General features: G+C 67.8%; 15 protein-coding genes and 1 pseudogene. 13 read left to right on the top strand and 3 right to left on the bottom strand.

The genetic code is table 11. The annotated features are described in order from the left end of the window. The first annotated feature begins 240 nt into the window (after nucleotides 1-240). From AQJ27_RS19200 to AQJ27_RS56405, 5 genes and pseudogenes are all read left to right on the top strand, one after another. Nucleotides 241-846, top strand: a complete 606-nt coding sequence (locus AQJ27_RS19200) for an ATP-dependent Clp protease proteolytic subunit (protein WP_054231895.1) — start codon at nucleotides 241-243, stop codon at nucleotides 844-846. A gap of 139 nt (nucleotides 847-985) precedes the next feature. After that, nucleotides 986-1,666: an ATP-dependent Clp protease proteolytic subunit gene (locus AQJ27_RS19195; protein ID WP_060897739.1), complete on the top strand. Its 681-nt coding sequence runs from the start codon at nucleotides 986-988 to the stop codon at nucleotides 1,664-1,666. A 171-nt stretch (nucleotides 1,667-1,837) separates the two neighbouring features. Beyond that, on the top strand, nucleotides 1,838-3,124 hold the full coding sequence (clpX, locus tag AQJ27_RS19190) for an ATP-dependent Clp protease ATP-binding subunit ClpX (RefSeq protein WP_067370615.1): 1,287 nt from the start codon (nucleotides 1,838-1,840) through the stop codon (nucleotides 3,122-3,124). Between the two features lie 293 nt (nucleotides 3,125-3,417). Beyond that, nucleotides 3,418-3,732: pseudogene (locus AQJ27_RS52240) on the top strand (PIN domain-containing protein); the annotation flags it as partial. Nucleotides 3,733-4,125: 393 nt separating this feature from the next. Then, nucleotides 4,126-4,440 carry a hypothetical protein gene (locus AQJ27_RS56405; RefSeq protein WP_159064370.1) on the top strand — a complete coding sequence of 105 codons (315 nt, stop codon included), beginning with the start codon at nucleotides 4,126-4,128 and terminating at the stop codon, nucleotides 4,438-4,440. A gap of 69 nt (nucleotides 4,441-4,509) precedes the next feature. Here AQJ27_RS56405 and AQJ27_RS19180 read toward each other — a convergent pair whose 3' ends face one another. The 3 genes from AQJ27_RS19180 to AQJ27_RS56395 all read right to left on the bottom strand — a co-directional run bounded on the left by AQJ27_RS19180 (nucleotide 4,510) and on the right by AQJ27_RS56395 (nucleotide 6,097). Beyond that, nucleotides 4,510-5,505 (bottom strand): hypothetical protein, encoded by a 996-nt coding sequence (locus tag AQJ27_RS19180; RefSeq protein ID WP_067370115.1) that lies wholly within the window; start codon nucleotides 5,503-5,505, stop codon nucleotides 4,510-4,512. An 86-nt stretch (nucleotides 5,506-5,591) separates the two neighbouring features. Beyond that, nucleotides 5,592-5,765, bottom strand: coding sequence for a transposase (locus AQJ27_RS56400; RefSeq protein ID WP_159064369.1), 174 nt, complete (start codon nucleotides 5,763-5,765; stop codon nucleotides 5,592-5,594). Between the two features lie 26 nt (nucleotides 5,766-5,791). Continuing rightward, a complete protein-coding gene (locus tag AQJ27_RS56395; RefSeq protein WP_067370110.1) occupies nucleotides 5,792-6,097 on the bottom strand; it encodes a hypothetical protein in 306 nt (101 codons plus the stop codon). Between the two features lie 397 nt (nucleotides 6,098-6,494). Here AQJ27_RS56395 and AQJ27_RS52230 point away from each other — a divergent pair, with 397 nt between their 5' ends. The 8 genes from AQJ27_RS52230 to mreD all read left to right on the top strand — a co-directional run bounded on the left by AQJ27_RS52230 (nucleotide 6,495) and on the right by mreD (nucleotide 15,820). Next, nucleotides 6,495-7,055, top strand: a complete 561-nt coding sequence (locus tag AQJ27_RS52230) for a transposase (protein ID WP_235613494.1) — start codon at nucleotides 6,495-6,497, stop codon at nucleotides 7,053-7,055. Further along, complete coding sequence (locus tag AQJ27_RS19170) at nucleotides 7,052-9,682, top strand: valine--tRNA ligase (protein ID WP_067370108.1); 2,631 nt, start codon at nucleotides 7,052-7,054, stop codon at nucleotides 9,680-9,682. Before AQJ27_RS52230 ends, AQJ27_RS19170 begins: the two co-directional genes overlap by 4 nt. A gap of 298 nt (nucleotides 9,683-9,980) precedes the next feature. Beyond that, nucleotides 9,981-11,522: a bifunctional tetrahydrofolate synthase/dihydrofolate synthase gene (gene folC / locus AQJ27_RS19165; protein ID WP_067370106.1), complete on the top strand. Its 1,542-nt coding sequence runs from the start codon at nucleotides 9,981-9,983 to the stop codon at nucleotides 11,520-11,522. Between the two features lie 5 nt (nucleotides 11,523-11,527). Next, on the top strand, nucleotides 11,528-11,881 hold the full coding sequence (locus AQJ27_RS19160) for a DUF4233 domain-containing protein (protein ID WP_054231900.1): 354 nt from the start codon (nucleotides 11,528-11,530) through the stop codon (nucleotides 11,879-11,881). A 272-nt stretch (nucleotides 11,882-12,153) separates the two neighbouring features. Further along, on the top strand, nucleotides 12,154-12,567 hold the full coding sequence (ndk, locus tag AQJ27_RS19155) for a nucleoside-diphosphate kinase (RefSeq protein WP_054231901.1): 414 nt from the start codon (nucleotides 12,154-12,156) through the stop codon (nucleotides 12,565-12,567). 461 nt (nucleotides 12,568-13,028) lie between these two features. Next, on the top strand, nucleotides 13,029-14,048 hold the full coding sequence (locus AQJ27_RS19150) for a rod shape-determining protein (protein ID WP_037747701.1): 1,020 nt from the start codon (nucleotides 13,029-13,031) through the stop codon (nucleotides 14,046-14,048). A 154-nt stretch (nucleotides 14,049-14,202) separates the two neighbouring features. After that, nucleotides 14,203-15,141, top strand: a complete 939-nt coding sequence (mreC, locus tag AQJ27_RS19145) for a rod shape-determining protein MreC (RefSeq protein ID WP_067370104.1) — start codon at nucleotides 14,203-14,205, stop codon at nucleotides 15,139-15,141. Between the two features lie 13 nt (nucleotides 15,142-15,154). Continuing rightward, nucleotides 15,155-15,820: a rod shape-determining protein MreD gene (mreD, locus tag AQJ27_RS19140; protein WP_067370102.1), complete on the top strand. Its 666-nt coding sequence runs from the start codon at nucleotides 15,155-15,157 to the stop codon at nucleotides 15,818-15,820. Nucleotides 15,821-15,927: the final 107 nt, after the last annotated feature.

The following is a 15,927-nucleotide window of genomic DNA, read 5'->3' as shown; positions in this document are numbered from 1 at the left end:
GGGGCGCGGCCCCGCCAAACCCCCTGTCCGACCCAGCGGAGCGCATGCGCTCACAGCGAACAGTTCCTTCTGCGGGATTCCCCGGAGGGACCCGCGCGTTAGGGTCCATGAATACGAGGGCAGGGGAGTCCCCGAAGCCGCCCCGGGCGGCTGTCGCACCGGGGTCCCACGCCCCCAGCAGAAGACGTGAGACGGCCCGGCGCCGTCGTAAGACGAGCAGGTGGATACGTGACGAATCTGATGCCCACAGCTGCCGGCGAACCCTTCGGTGGTGGCCTCGGCGACCAGGTCTACAACCGACTGCTCGGCGAGCGGATCATCTTCCTCGGCCAGGCGGTCGACGATGACATCGCCAACAAGATCACGGCGCAGCTGCTGCTCCTTGCCGCCGACCCGGACAAGGACATCTACCTCTACATCAACAGCCCCGGCGGATCGATCACGGCCGGCATGGCGATCTACGACACCATGCAGTTCATCAAGAACGACGTGGTGACGATCGCGATGGGCATGGCTGCCTCGATGGGTCAGTTCCTGCTCAGCGCGGGCACCCCCGGCAAGCGCTTCGCCCTGCCGAACGCCGAGATCCTGATCCACCAGCCCTCGGCCGGCCTGGCGGGCTCCGCGTCGGACATCAAGATCCACGCCGAGCGGCTGCTGCACACCAAGAAGCGGATGGCCGAGCTGACCTCCTTCCACACCGGTCAGACGGTCGAGCAGATCACTCGTGACTCGGACCGCGACCGTTGGTTCGACCCGATCGAGGCCAAGGAGTACGGCCTCATCGACGACATCGTGCCCACCGCTGCTGGTATGCCGGGCGGTGGCGGCACAGGGGCGTCGTAAGCCCCTCAGTGCCCCCCAGGGCGGCGCGTGGCCCCTCTGCCGCTCTCCGGGCGCACCCAGTGCCCCGGAGCGGCGCAGACGGCCCTCCAGCGCCCCCAGCCGACCGCCCCAGGCTCTTACAGGCTCTTCAGGAGACACAGTGAACGACTTCCCCGGCAGCGGCATCTACGCCCGCACGCAGGCCGAGTACACCGGTCCTCGTGCGGAGTCCCGCTACGTCATCCCGCGCTTCGTCGAGCGCACCTCGCAGGGCGTGCGTGAGTACGACCCGTACGCGAAGCTGTTCGAGGAGCGCGTGATCTTCCTCGGCGTGCAGATCGACGACGCCTCCGCCAACGACGTCATGGCGCAGCTGCTGTGCCTGGAGTCGATGGACCCCGACCGTGACATCTCGGTCTACATCAACAGCCCCGGTGGCTCGTTTACGGCCCTCACGGCCATTTACGACACGATGCAGTTCGTGAAGCCCGACATCCAGACGGTCTGCATGGGCCAGGCGGCCTCGGCCGCCGCGATCCTGCTGGCCGCCGGCACGCCGGGCAAGCGCATGGCGCTTCCGAACGCCCGCGTGCTGATCCACCAGCCGTACAGCGAGACCGGCCGCGGCCAGGTCTCGGACCTCGAAATCGCGGCGAACGAGATCCTCCGGATGCGCGCGCAGCTGGAAGACATGCTGGCCAAGCACTCGACCACGCCGATCGAGAAGATCCGCGAGGACATCGAGCGCGACAAGATCCTCACCGCTGAGGACGCGCTCGCGTACGGCCTGATCGACCAGATCATCTCCACCCGCAAGATGAACAGTTCCGCGATCGTCTGACGTATCGCTGTATCGTCTGCCGCTCGTCTGTCGCCCGTTGGCGCGGTTCACGACAAAGTGAACCGCGCCAAGGGGGGCCCGAACGGGGGGCTCGGCAAGGTACCGTCGGACATAAGGCAGCACCAGGAGCCGCTGGACCTAGGCGTCTCCCAGGCGAAGGGGAAGCACACCGTGGCACGCATCGGTGACGGCGGCGATCTGCTCAAGTGCTCGTTCTGTGGCAAGAGCCAGAAGCAGGTCAAGAAGCTCATCGCAGGCCCCGGTGTGTACATCTGCGACGAGTGCATCGATCTCTGCAACGAGATCATCGAAGAAGAACTCGCGGAAACGAGCGAGGTCCGCTGGGAGGAGCTCCCGAAGCCCCGCGAGATCTACGAGTTCCTCGAGGGGTACGTGGTCGGCCAGGAGTCGGCCAAGAAAGCCCTCTCGGTCGCGGTGTACAACCACTACAAGCGGGTCCAGGCCGGTGAGAACGGCGGCGGTCAGAGCCGGGACGACGCCATCGAGTTGGCGAAGTCCAACATCCTCCTGCTGGGCCCCACGGGCTCCGGCAAGACTCTGCTCGCCCAGACGCTCGCGCGCATGCTCAACGTCCCGTTCGCCATCGCCGACGCGACGGCGCTGACGGAGGCGGGGTACGTCGGCGAGGACGTCGAGAACATCCTGCTGAAGCTCATCCAGGCGGCCGACTACGACGTCAAGAAGGCCGAGACGGGCATCATCTACATCGACGAGATCGACAAGGTGGCCCGTAAGAGCGAAAACCCGTCGATCACGCGAGACGTGTCCGGCGAGGGCGTCCAGCAGGCACTGCTCAAGATCCTGGAGGGCACGACGGCCTCCGTTCCGCCCCAGGGCGGACGCAAGCACCCCCACCAGGAGTTCATCCAGATCGACACGACGAACGTCCTGTTCATCGTGGGCGGCGCCTTCGCGGGCCTGGAGAAGCTCATCGAGTCGAGGGCGGGTGCCAAGGGCATCGGCTTCGGCGCGACGATCCGCTCCAAGCGCGAGCTCGAGTCCAAGGACCAGTTCGAGGCGGTCATGCCCGAGGACCTGGTGAAGTTCGGCATGATCCCCGAGTTCATCGGCCGGCTGCCCGTCATCACCTCGGTCCACAACCTCGACCGGCCGGCTCTCCTCCAGATCCTCGTGGAGCCGCGCAACGCGCTCGTGAAGCAGTACCAGCGCCTGTTCGAACTCGACGGCGTGGAGCTGGACTTCGAGCGCGAGGCCCTGGAAGCCATCGCCGACCAGGCGATCCTCCGCCAGACCGGCGCGCGCGGCCTGCGCGCCATCATGGAGGAGGTCCTCCAGGCGGTCATGTACGAGGTTCCCTCGCGCAAGGACGTGGCGAGGGTCGTCATCACGGCGGACGTCGTCCTGTCCAACGTCAACCCGACGCTGATCCCGCGCGACGCCCGCGGGCGCGGCCCGGGCGAGCAGAAGACGGCGTAGGCGGTACGTATACGCGAAGAGGGGCGCTCGGCGGATGTCGTCGGGCGCCTCTCTTTTTTGCCGTACGAGGTACGGGTGCCTATCCGTGCCCTGTTGGGGAACGGGAAACATCTCATTGTGTCCCACGTGAACATCTGTTTCCCCGCAGAGGTGTCCGATCGGCTCGCTGAGACAGCGGCTGCCTACGGACTTTCGCCGCGCGCCTACCTGGCCCGCCTCGCCCACACCCTGCTCACTCCTGAGGAGCGGGCCGAGCGAGCGGCGGCACGCCGAGTCCTGTCGGGTGCGGCGATGTGCTGGTCTCGTGTCTGATCCACCGTGCGCACGAGCAGCAGGGCTGGTTTCTCTACGCTCCGGCCTGCGCGTCGGTAGGGGCGGACCGAGCCTGACCGGGTGCTGCCGAGCACATCGCAGCCCTGTCCGGTTTCACCGTGCTTGACCTGGATCCGTCAGCTGCTCTTGCGGTTGTGCAGGAAGACACCTGGGTAACCGCACATACCCGGTATACGGCTGAACCGACCCCTGACCGCCCTGACGGCGCGATCGTCGTCACCGCCGATCCGGAACGCTGGAAGGGCCTGCCCGTCCGGACGCTCGACCTCACTCCCAGGGCTTCGCAGGAGGGGGGAGGCTTGGCAGCCTGGCACGTGAGCGCCGACTTCACTCCGGAGAAGCGCTTCCGCATCGACGAGATCAGGCGGGAGATGGTCGATGCGGAGCGAGGCCATGAACTCGCCTCTCTGCGCAAGGCTCAGGGGATGACGCAGGTTTCGCGACTGGCCGTCCCGTCTCATGCAGACTCCTCCGCCCCATGCTCCTCGCTCTGATGGTGGCGAAGCTCCACGTTGGCGTCCGATACGCCGCTGTAGTTCGTGCCGGATCTCGTGGCGTACTTTGCCGGACCGGTCACGATGGAGAGATTACGCCAGGTTCACGACAAATCCTGGAATCGGACCCTGTCTCGTATCTAGTAGCACCGACCGCATCGGTCATTCGTTCGCATGGCCGGTGAGCTGAAAACGGGAGGGTGCTACATGAAGATGCGCATGATCAAGCGGGTTCTGGTAGCGGCAAGTGTGGTTACGGCAGCGGGGGTTGTGCCGCTGGTGACGGCGACGGCGGCAAGTGCCTCCCAGAGCCGCTGCGTGAACTTCATAGGCGACCACGGCTACTTGGTTGGCCCCAAGGTCAAGGCAGCATGCAGCCATGCCGCTTGGCATGCGGGTAGCGTGGTGGCGAACCCGGCCTGCCTCTCGGGGCTGGTGAACATACACGTCGATCCGTCAGACGCGCAGGCTGCCTGTCTCCGCGCCTGACAACGGCAGAGCGGCAGTAGTGAGGGCGCCTGGCAACGCTTGCCGGGCGCCCTCATCTTGGTTCAGCAGTTACTTTGCGACGCGCACGTCGTTGCGGAGCTTGGCGGCGAGGGACGCCACGTCATCGATCGAGCCCCCGTTGCCGGAGGCCAGGCCGGCGAGGCTGAATGCCGACACCTGTGCGACGGTGCTGTGGTCGCCCCAAATGCAGAAAGGCACCGTGATGGTCTTGGCGGCGCCGGTGCTTGTGGACGACGAGCTGGTGTTGTCGATCTGGGCCACCTGGCACTTCATGATGCCGTTGGAGAAGCCTGACGGGTTGACCGTCTCCGGGCTGCCGAGCAGCTTGCCCTTGGTGCTGTCGCCGCTCTGGTCCTTCTCGGACTCCGACTTGACCTTGGCGAACATGGCGTCCACGGCGGCCTCGGGGTCGTCGATGGTGCCGTAGACGCCCTTGAAGGACAGGCTCTTCTGGGACAGGCCGGTGCCGTTCGTGTAACCCCCGTTGGCGCCCTTCGCGTTCTTCACGCCGAACTTCTGGAAGTCCGCGACATCGCTGTCGCTGAGGGTGTCAGAGGAGGATTCGCTTTCCGCCTTCTTGTACGTACCGTTGATCACCGTCGCCGGCGCGACCAGCTTGTGCGGGCCGTCGTCCGCGACCGAACCGCTGCTGCTGCTGCCACCGATGACGAGATACGCCACCACGGCGATCGCGGCGACGACCGCGACCGAGCCGATGACGATCGCCGTCTTCTTCTTGCCACCGCCTGGCGCGGGCGGCTGCGGGGCGCCGTAGGGCTGCTGGCCGTAGGGAGGCTGCTGCCCGTAAGGGGGCTGCTGGCCGTACTCGGGCTGCTGACCGTACGGGGGAGTCTGCGGCGGGACACCCTGGGGAGCCTGCTGGGGGTAGCCGTAGCCGGGCTGCGGAGGAGCCTGCTGCGGGTAGCCGTAACCGGGCTGGGGAGCCTGCGGCGGCTGGCCGTAAGGGCCCTGCTGCCCCGGCTGACCATACGGTCCGGGCTGCTGGGGCGGCCCACCGTACGGGCCCGGCTGGTTGTAGCTCATCTCTGGGTTCCCCTCCAGATGCTTATGTGTTCCTGACATCTTGACGGAAGGGCGAAGGGCGCGGGACACGTGGGGTCTATTGATGCCTAGTTGTTGACAGGCTGTTCCAGACGTTCGACGTACTGGTCGAACTTGGCGGACGAGTGCGCGCCGGCGGAAGCGGCGTAGTACGTCTTCGACCACACATGTTCTGTTATGCCTAGCAAATGTCGTATGGCCCTAGTTGTAGCTCCTCTGAGTTGCTTGGCCAGGTTCGCCACGGAAACGCAAGCCGGATAGCTGACGGTTACGGCGATATGCCGAGATGCTCGGCGGCCTGTACTGGCGTCAGTCGACGATCCATCATGAGGTTCACCGTGATGGGGGAGTACATGACGGTGAAGAGCAAGGCCAAGGCGGCGGGCTGGCCCTGGAGCAACGGATCTACGTATACAGGCAACGGCGCATCCGCCTCCGGGCCGACCAGCAGTGCCGCTACCTCACCAGGGCGCGACACGACCTGCCGTGGATCGGAGACCTGCCTTCCCAGGCACCGCAGCAGGTCCTCAAGTGTCTCGACCGGGCCTACGACAATTTCTGGAATGCGGAGCATCCGGCAGGATTCCCGCGATTCAAGAACGCCACGCCGCGCCTGGCGATCCCGCTCCCCGGGCAGGCCGTGCGCGTGACGAGGCTGAACCGCAAGTGGGCCTGCGTTCGCATCCCCAAGCTCGGGGACGTCAAGTTCCGGTTGACGCGCCCGCTCGGTGGTCGGATCAAGAACGCATCGATCCGTACAGACAGCTCGGGCCGGTGGTACGTCAGCTTCGGCGTGCACATCGGAAGGACGGCAACGCCACCGAATGGGCATCCGCCGGTTGGAGTGGACTTCGGGGTGAAGCAAGCGGCGTGTCGGACGAGACGGAGCCACGGCTCATGCCCCAGACGCTGACCGAGGGCGAGAAGCAGAGCACGGCCTGGTCGCCATCGAAGATCTTCGTGTGAAGCAGATGACGCGGAGTGCGAGTGGTACGCGCGCCGCACCCGGCGTGCACGTTTCTCAGAAAGCCGCTCTGAACCGGGCCGTCCTCGACAATCTGCCGGGGGAGCGGCGCCGCCAGCTCGTCTACAAATGCCCGGCCTACGGATCCGACCTCTCTCTGGTGCACCCTGCGAGGACCTCGCAGACATGCGGTGTCTGCCACCTTTGGGACCCTGCGTCGCGCGTCAGCCGCGACAGGTTCATCTGCACTGGGTGCGGGCACACCGACGACGCGGATCACAATGCCTCGGTCGTCATTCTCCGTCGTGCCCTTCGTGGTCCGGCGGGCACCACCAGTGCCGCAGGACATTGCGGTGAACAGCACGCACCCGCAGGCCATGCCCGGCCTGCGATGCCCCGCACCCGTGCCGGGCGCACGCGTGAACCCCTGAACCCCTCATCCGGGACGGCCCGCCTTCCAGTGGATATCGAGGGCTACAAGGAATCCCAGCAGGTCACTGCAGGGAGGATGTCAAGAAAGAATCGCGTTTCGGGACACGGGCGCGGCACCTCTAAACTGACCCCGTGACCGAGAACTCTCAGCAGCCGCAATCAGAGCCCACTCCCGAACTGCCGACCCAGTACGCGCCGGCCGAGGTAGAGGGGAAGCTGTACGAGCGCTGGGTAGAACGGGGTTACTTCGCGGCCGACGCGAAGAGCGACAAGCCCGCGTACACCATTGTCATCCCGCCGCCGAACGTCACCGGGTCGCTGCACCTGGGTCATGCCTTCCAGCACACGCTCATGGACGCCCTGACGCGCCGCAAGCGCATGCAGGGGTACGAGTCGCTGTGGCTGCCGGGCATGGACCACGCCGGTATCGCGACCCAAAACGTCGTCGAGCGCGAGCTCGGCAAGGAGGGCAAGTCCCGCCACGATTTGGGCCGTGAGGCGTTCGTCGAGCGCGTGTGGCAGTGGAAGGAAGAGTACGGCGGCAAGATCCTCGGCCAGATGCGCCGGCTCGGGGACGGCGTGGACTGGTCCCGCGAGCGGTTCACCATGGACGAAGGGCTCTCGCAGGCCGTCCAGACCATCTTCAAGAAGCTCTACGACGACGAGCTGATCTACCGCGCCGAGCGCATCATTAACTGGTGCCCGCGCTGCCTCACGGCCATCTCGGACATCGAGGTCGAGTACCAGGACGACGACGGCGAGCTGGTCTCCATGAAGTACGGGGAGGGGGATGACACGATCGTCGTCGCCACCACCCGTGCCGAGACGATGCTCGGTGACACGGCCGTCGCCGTCCACCCCGACGACGACCGCTACCGGCACCTGGTCGGCCGACGGATCAAGCTGCCGCTGACCGACCGCACCATCCCCGTTGTCGCGGACACCCACGTCGACCCCGAGTTCGGCACCGGCGCCGTCAAGGTGACCCCGGCCCACGACCCGAACGACTTCGCCATCGGGCAGCGCCACGACCTGGAGTCGCTGACCGTCATGGACGAGCGCGGCGTCATCACGGTGCACGGCCCGTTCCAGGGCCTCGACCGCTTCGAGGCCCGCTCCGCGATCGTCGCCGCGCTGCGCGCGGAGGGCCGCATCGTCGCCGAGAAGCGCCCGTACGTCCACTCGGTGGGCCACTGCTCGCGCTGCAAGACGACGCTGGAGCCGCGTCTGTCCATGCAGTGGTGGGTCAAGGTCGGCCCGCTGGCCCAGGCCGCCGGTGACGCCGTCCGGGACGGCCGGGTCACCATCCACCCCGCCGACATGTCGAAGCGCTACTTCGACTGGGTCGACAACATGCACGACTGGTGCATTTCGCGCCAGCTGTGGTGGGGCCACCGGATCCCCGTCTGGTACGGCCCCGAGGGCGAGGTCGTCTGCGTCGGCCCCGACGAGGAGCCCCCGGGCACCGAAGCCGAGGGCTGGAAGCAGGACCCCGACGTCCTGGACACCTGGTTCTCCTCGGGCCTGTGGCCCTTCTCGACCCTCGGCTGGCCCGAACGGACCCCGGACCTCGAGAAGTTCTACTCGACCGACGTCCTCCTCACGGGCCACGACATCATCTTCTTCTGGGTCGCCCGGATGATGATGTTCGGCCTGTATGCGATGGACGGCGAGGTGCCCTTCAAGACCATCGCCCTCACCGGCCTCGTCCGTGACCAGTTCGGCAAGAAGATGTCGAAGTCTTCGGGCACGGCCGTCGACCCGCTCGACTGGATGAACGCCTACGGCTCCGACGCCGTCCGCTTCACCCTCGCCCGCGGCGCCAACCCCGGTACGGACGTGCCGATCGGTGAGGACTGGGTCCAGGCGTCCCGGAACTTCGCCAACAAGATCTGGAACGCCACCCGCTTCGCGCTGATGAACGGCGCGACGGTCGAGGGCCCGCTGCCGGACCCGTCCGAGATGACGGCGACGGACCGCTGGATCCTCTCCCGCCTGAACAAGACGGTGGCCGAAGTCGACGCGTTCTACGACGACTTCCAGTTCGCCAAGCTGTCCGACGCCCTTTACCACTTCGCGTGGGACGAGGTCTTCGACTGGTACGTCGAGCTGTCCAAGACGACGTTCATGGCGGGCGGCGAGCCGGCGAAGGTCTCCGGGCGTGTCCTGGGCGAGGTCCTCGACGTCACCCTGCGCCTCCTCCACCCGATCGTCCCCTTCGTCACCGAGACGCTGTGGACGACGCTGACCGGCGGCGAGTCGGTCGTCATCGCCGAGTGGCCGACCGACTCCGGTTTCCGTGACGCGGGCGCCGAACGTGAGATCGAGACGCTTCAGCAGGTCATCACCGAGGTCCGCCGTTTCCGCGCCGACCAGGGCCTCCAGCCCGGCCAGCGTGTCCCGGCCCGCCTCACGCTGGACGGCACCGCCCTCGCCCCGCACGAGGCGGCCATCCGCCAGCTGCTGCGGCTGCAGCCGGAGGGCGAGGCCTTCGCGGCCACGGCGACGCTTCCCGTCGCCGGGGCCACGGTGGCGCTCGACCTCTCCGGCACGATCGATGTCGCGGCCGAGCGCAAGCGGCTCGCCAAGGACCTCGCCGCCGCGGAGAAGGAGAAGGCCCAGGCGAACGCCAAGCTCGGCAACGAGGCGTTCCTCGCCAAGGCGCCGGACCAGGTCGTGGACAAGATCCGTACGCGGCTCGCCAAGGCGGACGAGGACATCGCCCGCATCCAGGCCCAACTGGAACGCCTCCCAGAGGCGTAAGGGCTCTGCCGTAGCTGAACGAAGGCCCCCGGGACCTCACTGGTCCCGGGGGCCTTCGACGTCTGTGGTCTGCGGGTGGGTGGGGGCTGGTCGCGCAGTTCCCCGCGCCCCTGGGGCACGGGGCTGCGCCTCCAGCGCCCCAGCTTTTAGGGGCGCGGGGAACTGCGCGCCAAGCCCCCACCCGCCCGCAGCCGAAGAACCCACCCGGGGGTCTGGGGGCGGAGCCCCCGGGGATGGGACGGGTAGGGGCGGCGGGGGCGAGAGACCCGGGGCGGGTTCGGCTCCGTAGACTGGCAGCGTGAGTGAGCTCCCCCCGCACGACAGCAGCGAGCCGGACGAGCCGGACCCCAGCGACCCGCACGGTCTCTTCGACGAGATCATCGCGGCCGAGACCGACCGCGACCCCGACCTCGCGGTGATCGAGGCCGGCAGCCGCACCCTGCGCGCCCAGGGCGCCGACGCGGGCCGGCAGGCCGACGTGCCCGCGCGCCCGGCCGACCCCGAGGTCGACAAGGCGCTGCGCGAGGTGGAGGCCGAGCTCGCCGGCCGCTGGGGCGAGACCAAGCTGGAGCCCTCCGTCAGCCGGATCGCCGCGCTGATGGACGTCCTGGGCGAGCCCCAGCGCGCGTACCCCTCGATCCACATCACGGGCACGAACGGCAAGACCTCCACCGCGCGCATGATCGAGGCCCTCCTCGGCGCCTTCGACCTGCGCACCGGCCGCTACACCAGCCCCCACGTCCAGTCGATCACCGAGCGGATCAGCCTCGACGGTGCCCCGATCTCCGCCGAGCGGTTCATCGAGACGTACAACGACATCAAGCCGTACATCGAGATGGTCGACGGCCGGCAGGAGTACCGGCTGTCGTTCTTCGAGGTGCTCACCGGCATGGCGTACGCCGCCTTCGCGGACAGCCCCGTCGACGTCGCCGTCGTCGAGGTCGGCATGGGCGGCAGCTGGGACGCTACCAACGTGATCGACGGGGACGTCGCCGTCGTCACCCCCATCGACCTCGACCACACCGACCGGCTCGGTGAGACGCCCGGCGAGATCGCCACCGAGAAGGCCGGCATCATCAAGCAGGACGCGACGGTGATCCTGGCGCAGCAGCCGGTGGACGCCGCCCAGGTGCTGCTGAAGAAGGCCGTGGACGTCGACGCGACCGTGGCCCGGGAGGGCCTGGAGTTCGGGGTCGTCGCCCGGCAGGTCGCCGTCGGCGGGCAGCTCGTCACACTGCGCGGGCTCGGCGGGGAGTACGAGGAGATCTTCCTGCCGCTGCACGGCCCCTACCAGGCGCACAACGCCGTCGTGGCGCTCGCCGCGGTCGAGGCGTTCTTCGGGGTCGGCGCGGCGCACACCCAGCGCCTCGACATCGACACCGTGCGGAAGGCCTTCGCCTCCGTCACCTCACCGGGCCGCCTCGAGGTCGTACGGCGCTCGCCGACCGTCGTCCTGGACGCCGCGCACAACCCGGCGGGCGCCCGTGCCACCGCCGAGGCCGTGGGCGAGGCCTTCGACTTCAGCCGGCTGATCGGGGTCGTCGGCGCGAGCGGCGACAAGAACGTACAGGGGCTGCTCGAGGCCTTCGAGCCGATCTTCGCCGAGGTCGTGATCACCCAGAACTCCAGCCATCGCGCGATGGACGCCGATGAGCTCGCCGGGATCGCCGTCGAGATCTTCGGCGACGAGCGGGTGCAGGTGGAGCCGCGGCTCGACGACGCGATCGAGGCGGCGATCACGCTGGCCGAGGAGGAGGGCGAGTACGCGGGCGGCGGCGTTCTCGTGACCGGCTCCGTCATCACCGTCGGCGAGGCCCGACTGCTCCTGAGGAGGGGCTGACCGCTGTGCGTACGCTCTGTGCTTCCACCCTGATCGGCGAGTTCTTCGTCATCGGCTTCGCCGGGCTCGTCGCCATGAAGGATCCCGATCTGTCCATGGCCACGGTGTGGACGGTCAGCGGGATCTTCATGGCGGTGAGTGTGCTGCTCTGCGGGATGATCACCCGGCCCGGGGGTGTCCAGCTCGGCTGGGCCCTGCAGATCGCGCTGATCGCGAGCGGGTTCGTCGTGGGGTCGATGTTCTTCCTGGGGGCGATCTTCGCCGCACTGTGGTGGGCCTCGGTGCACTACGGGCGGAAGATCGACGAGGCCAAGGCGAGGTTCGCCGCACAGGCGGAGGCGGGCGGGAACCCGGCATAGGGTTCTCCGCCCCTGAAAAGGGGCCCGCGGATCTGCTGAAAAGGGGCCCGTCTACTGAAAAGGGGCCCGCGGATCTGCGCGCGGCCGGCCCCACCCGCCCGCAGTCGAACAGCCCTGGACAGCCCTGGACAGCCCTGGACGGCCCTGGACGGCCTTGGACAGCCCCGAACAGCCCCGAACGCCCCCGCCCACCTGACTCTGCGTAACACCCACCCAGACACGCCCTGTAGCCTCGGTCACCCGCACACTTGTGACCTGAAGGAGCCACCACCGTGAGCCAGCGCACCCTCGTCCTCCTCAAGCCCGACGCCGTCCGTCGCGGCCTGACCGGCGAGATCATCAGCCGTATCGAGCGCAAGGCCGGCTGGCAGATCACCGCGCTGGAGCTGCGCACGCTGGACCAGGACACGCTGGAACAGCACTACGGCGAGCACAAGGGCAAGCCGTTCTACGAGCCGCTGGTGGAGTTCATGGCGTCCGGCCCCGTCGTGGCGCTGGTCGTCGAGGGCGAGCGGGTCATCGAGGGCGTGCGCGCGCTCGCCGGCCCCACCGACCCCATCGCCGCCGCCCCCGGTTCCATCCGCGGCGACTACGGTGTGATCGTCCGCGAGAACCTGATCCACGCCTCCGACTCCGAGGAGTCCGCCGAGCGCGAGCTGAAGATCTTCTTCCCCGGCCGCGTCTGACCCCTCCTCGTGGTCGCGTCCGAGCTGCGCCCGAGTCGCGGCCGAGTCGCTTTCGAGTCGCCTCCGATCCAGGTCCCAGTCAGTTCCAGGTCAGGTCGAAGTCGCGTCCAAGTCGCGGCAGACCCGCACAGACATCACGATTCCAAGATGTTCTGGTAACGGCTTGCAAAGGCTTGTAAAGGACTTGCGTCCCCAGCCTGATGTCCGACCGGGGACGGCCGTGGAAATTCCGGCCGTCCCGCGGCATATGCGTGCCGATCGAGGGAACGCGTGCCCCCGTTGGGTCGTCTCCACAAGCGGGGCGGCGCCACGCATGCTGACAATGGCGAAGACCCTCGCGCAGTGTTCGTGCGGGCGCGTCTACGATGGAGACGTTCACGTCACTGCACCCACCTCGCCGTTCCTAAAAAGCCGTCAAAGCTCCACTTGGGAAGGCCAGACGAATCCTGATGGGGAACTCAATGTCGTTCATCGGCCGTGACATGGCTGTCGACCTCGGGACCGCCAACACGCTGGTGTACGTCAGGGGTCGCGGGATCGTACTCAACGAGCCGTCCGTCGTCGCGATCAACACCAACACCGGTGGCATCCTCGCGGTCGGCGCGGAGGCGAAGAAGATGATCGGGCGGACTCCCGGCAACATCGTTGCCGTGCGCCCGCTGAAGGACGGTGTCATCGCCGACTTCGAGATCACCGAGCGCATGCTCCGCTACTTCATCCTGAAGATCCACAAGCGGCGCTACCTCGCCCGTCCCCGTGTCGTCGTCTGCGTGCCCTCGGGCATCACGGGTGTCGAGCGCCGTGCCGTCATCGAGGCGTCGTCCCAGGCCGGCGCCCGCCAGGTGCACATCATCGAGGAGCCCATGGCCGCGGCCATCGGCTCCGGCCTGCCGGTCCACGAGGCCACGGGCAACATGGTCGTGGACATCGGCGGCGGCACCACGGAGGTCGCGGTCATCTCGCTCGGCGGCATCGTCACCGCCCAGTCCATCCGCGTCGCGGGCGACGAGTTGGACAACGCGATCATCCAGCACATCAAGAAGGAGTACAGCCTCCTCCTCGGTGAGCGCACCGCCGAGCAGATCAAGATCACGATCGGTTCGGCGTACGACCTGGACAACGACGAGCACACCGAAATCCGCGGCCGGGATCTCGTCTCCGGGCTGCCCAAGACCGTTGTCATCTCCGCGGCCGAGGTCCGCAAGGCGATCGAGGAACCGGTCAACGCGATCGTCGACGCAGTGAAGACGACACTCGACAAGTGCCCGCCGGAGCTGTCGGGTGACGTGATGGACCGTGGAATCGTTCTGACCGGTGGCGGGGCGCTGCTGCGCGGGCTCGACGAGCGCCTGCGCCGCGAGACCGGTATGCCGATTCACATCGCCGAGGATCCGCTGGACAGCGTGGCGCTCGGCTCCGGCAAGTGCGTCGAGGAATTCGAGGCGCTCCAGCAGGTTCTGGACGCCCAGCCGCGCAGATGAGGTAACTCTTCGATTCCGCCGTACGGGATGATCGCCTCTCGTACGGCGGATCGTTGATATCGAGGCATAAGCTCCCCCATAACACCCTTGGGCGTCAGCACTCGCTCGGGGTGCATTCCTGTTGACACCGACGAGGAAGGCACGGCCGCCGCACGTGAGGGACACACGAGAGAGCCGGCTGCTCCTGGTGCTGCTGATCGCCATCGCGTTCGCTTTGATCACGGTGGACATCCGTGGTGGACAGGATTCACCGGTCCAAGGTGCCCGCCAAGCCGCCGCGACGGTCTTCGGCCCGATCGAGAACGGGGTGTCCTCCGCGGTCGACCCCGTCGGCAACGCGATCGCCGCGGTCCGTGACTCGGACAGCCGACACGATCGCATCGCCCAACTCGAGCACGACAACACGGCGCTGAAGGCCAAGCTCGGCAGTGACGACCGCAATCGCAGCCGTCTGAACCAGCTCGACAAGATGCTGAAGACGGCCGGCGCCGGGCAGTACGGCATCAAGGGCGCCGAGGTCATCGCCATAGGAGCCGCCCAGGGCTTCTCCTGGACCGTGACCATCGACGTCGGCAGCAACGACGGCATCCAGCGCGACATGACGGTCCTGAACGGCGACGGGCTCGTCGGCCGCGTGACCACCGTCGGTCCGGACACCGCCACGGTGCTGCTCGCCAACGACCCCGATTTCACCGTCGGTACGCGGATGGAGGCCAGCGACGAGCTCGGCTTCGCCTCCGGTCAGGGCGACCGTCCGCTGCGGGTGGAGATGCTCAACGGCAAGGCGAAGATCAAGAAGGGGGACCGGCTGGTCACCTTCGGTTCGCAGGCCGACAAGCCCTTCGTGCCCGGCGTCCCGGTCGGCGTGGTCTCCCGTGTCGACCCGTCAGGCGGCGACCTGACCCGCACGATCTACGTCACGCCGTACGTCGCGTTCTCGAAGCTCGACATCGTCGGCGTCGTCGTAGAGGCCCCCCGCAAGGACCCACGTGACACGGTGCTGCCGGCCAAGCCCAAACCGACGCCCACGCCGACCGTGACCGTGACGGTCACGCCCTCGGCGTCCGAGCCCGTCACCGGCCAGACGCCGTAGGAGCTGAATCCCCATGCGTTTCAATCGGATGCTGCTCTCCGCCACCCTGGTGGTGGTCGCCCTGGTGATCCAGGTGAGCGTCCTCGCCCGTCTGCACCTTCCGGGAGCCGTCCCGGACCTCGTCCTGCTCACCGTGCTTGCCCTCGCCATGGTCTACGGCCACGTCGGCGGCGCCCTCATCGGCTTCGCCGCCGGCCTGCTCGCCGACCTCGCCCCGCCCGCCGACCACGCCGCCGGGCGCTACGCCCTCGTGCTGTGCGTCATCGGCTATCTCGCGGGGCTGGCGAAGCCGGACAACGGTCAGCTCAAGTCGGCGACCGGTCCGATGGCCGTGGTCGTCGCCGCCGCCGTCGGCTCCACCCTGCTGTACGCCGGTGTCGGCGCCCTCGTCGGTGACACCGCCGCCCGCCATGTGGGCCTGGGCAGCCTGCTGTTCACGGCCGCCCTGTACGACCTGCTGCTCGCGCCGTTCGTGGTCCCGGGGCTGATGGCCCTGGCCCGGCGCTCCGAGAACAATCTGCTCGGCGATTCCAACAGCGCCAAGGCCGCCGACGTCTCCTCGGGCTGGCTGGCCTCCGGCACCGGCCTGCGTATCGGCAGCCAGCGCGGCCACCGGGTCAAGGCCGCCCGGGCGCGCGTCGCCCGCGCGGGGCGCATCAAGGGGGTCAAGCGTCTGTGAGCGCACGTCAGTTGACCGACCCCGGGGTCAAGGCCCCCAGGTTCGCCGTGTACTCGTATGACTTGTATGACTCGTACGCATGTGGCGCCCCGTACGCACACGGCTCG

It is taken from the genome of Streptomyces olivochromogenes (assembly GCF_001514115.1).
GTDB classification, from domain to species: Bacteria; Actinomycetota; Actinomycetes; order Streptomycetales; family Streptomycetaceae; genus Streptomyces; species Streptomyces olivochromogenes.
Note: the sequence above shows the minus strand (reverse complement) of the source record. Positions and strands in the feature narration are given on the sequence as shown.

What these genes read in the sequence shown, in the direction of transcription:
- AQJ27_RS19200 (WP_054231895.1), top strand. Translation starts at nt 241, where the DNA reads ATGCCCACAGCTGCCGGCGAACCCTTCGGTGGTGGCCTCGGCGACCAG.
- AQJ27_RS56405 (WP_159064370.1), top strand. Translation starts at nt 4,126, where the DNA reads ATGGCCGGTGAGCTGAAAACGGGAGGGTGCTACATGAAGATGCGCATG.
- AQJ27_RS19180 (WP_067370115.1), bottom strand. Translation starts at nt 5,505, where the DNA reads ATGAGCTACAACCAGCCGGGCCCGTACGGTGGGCCGCCCCAGCAGCCC.
- AQJ27_RS56395 (WP_067370110.1), bottom strand. Translation starts at nt 6,097, where the DNA reads ATGCTCCGCATTCCAGAAATTGTCGTAGGCCCGGTCGAGACACTTGAG.
- AQJ27_RS52230 (WP_235613494.1), top strand. Translation starts at nt 6,495, where the DNA reads ATGACGCGGAGTGCGAGTGGTACGCGCGCCGCACCCGGCGTGCACGTT.
- AQJ27_RS19150 (WP_037747701.1), top strand. Translation starts at nt 13,029, where the DNA reads ATGTCGTTCATCGGCCGTGACATGGCTGTCGACCTCGGGACCGCCAAC.
- mreD (WP_067370102.1), top strand. Translation starts at nt 15,155, where the DNA reads ATGCGTTTCAATCGGATGCTGCTCTCCGCCACCCTGGTGGTGGTCGCC.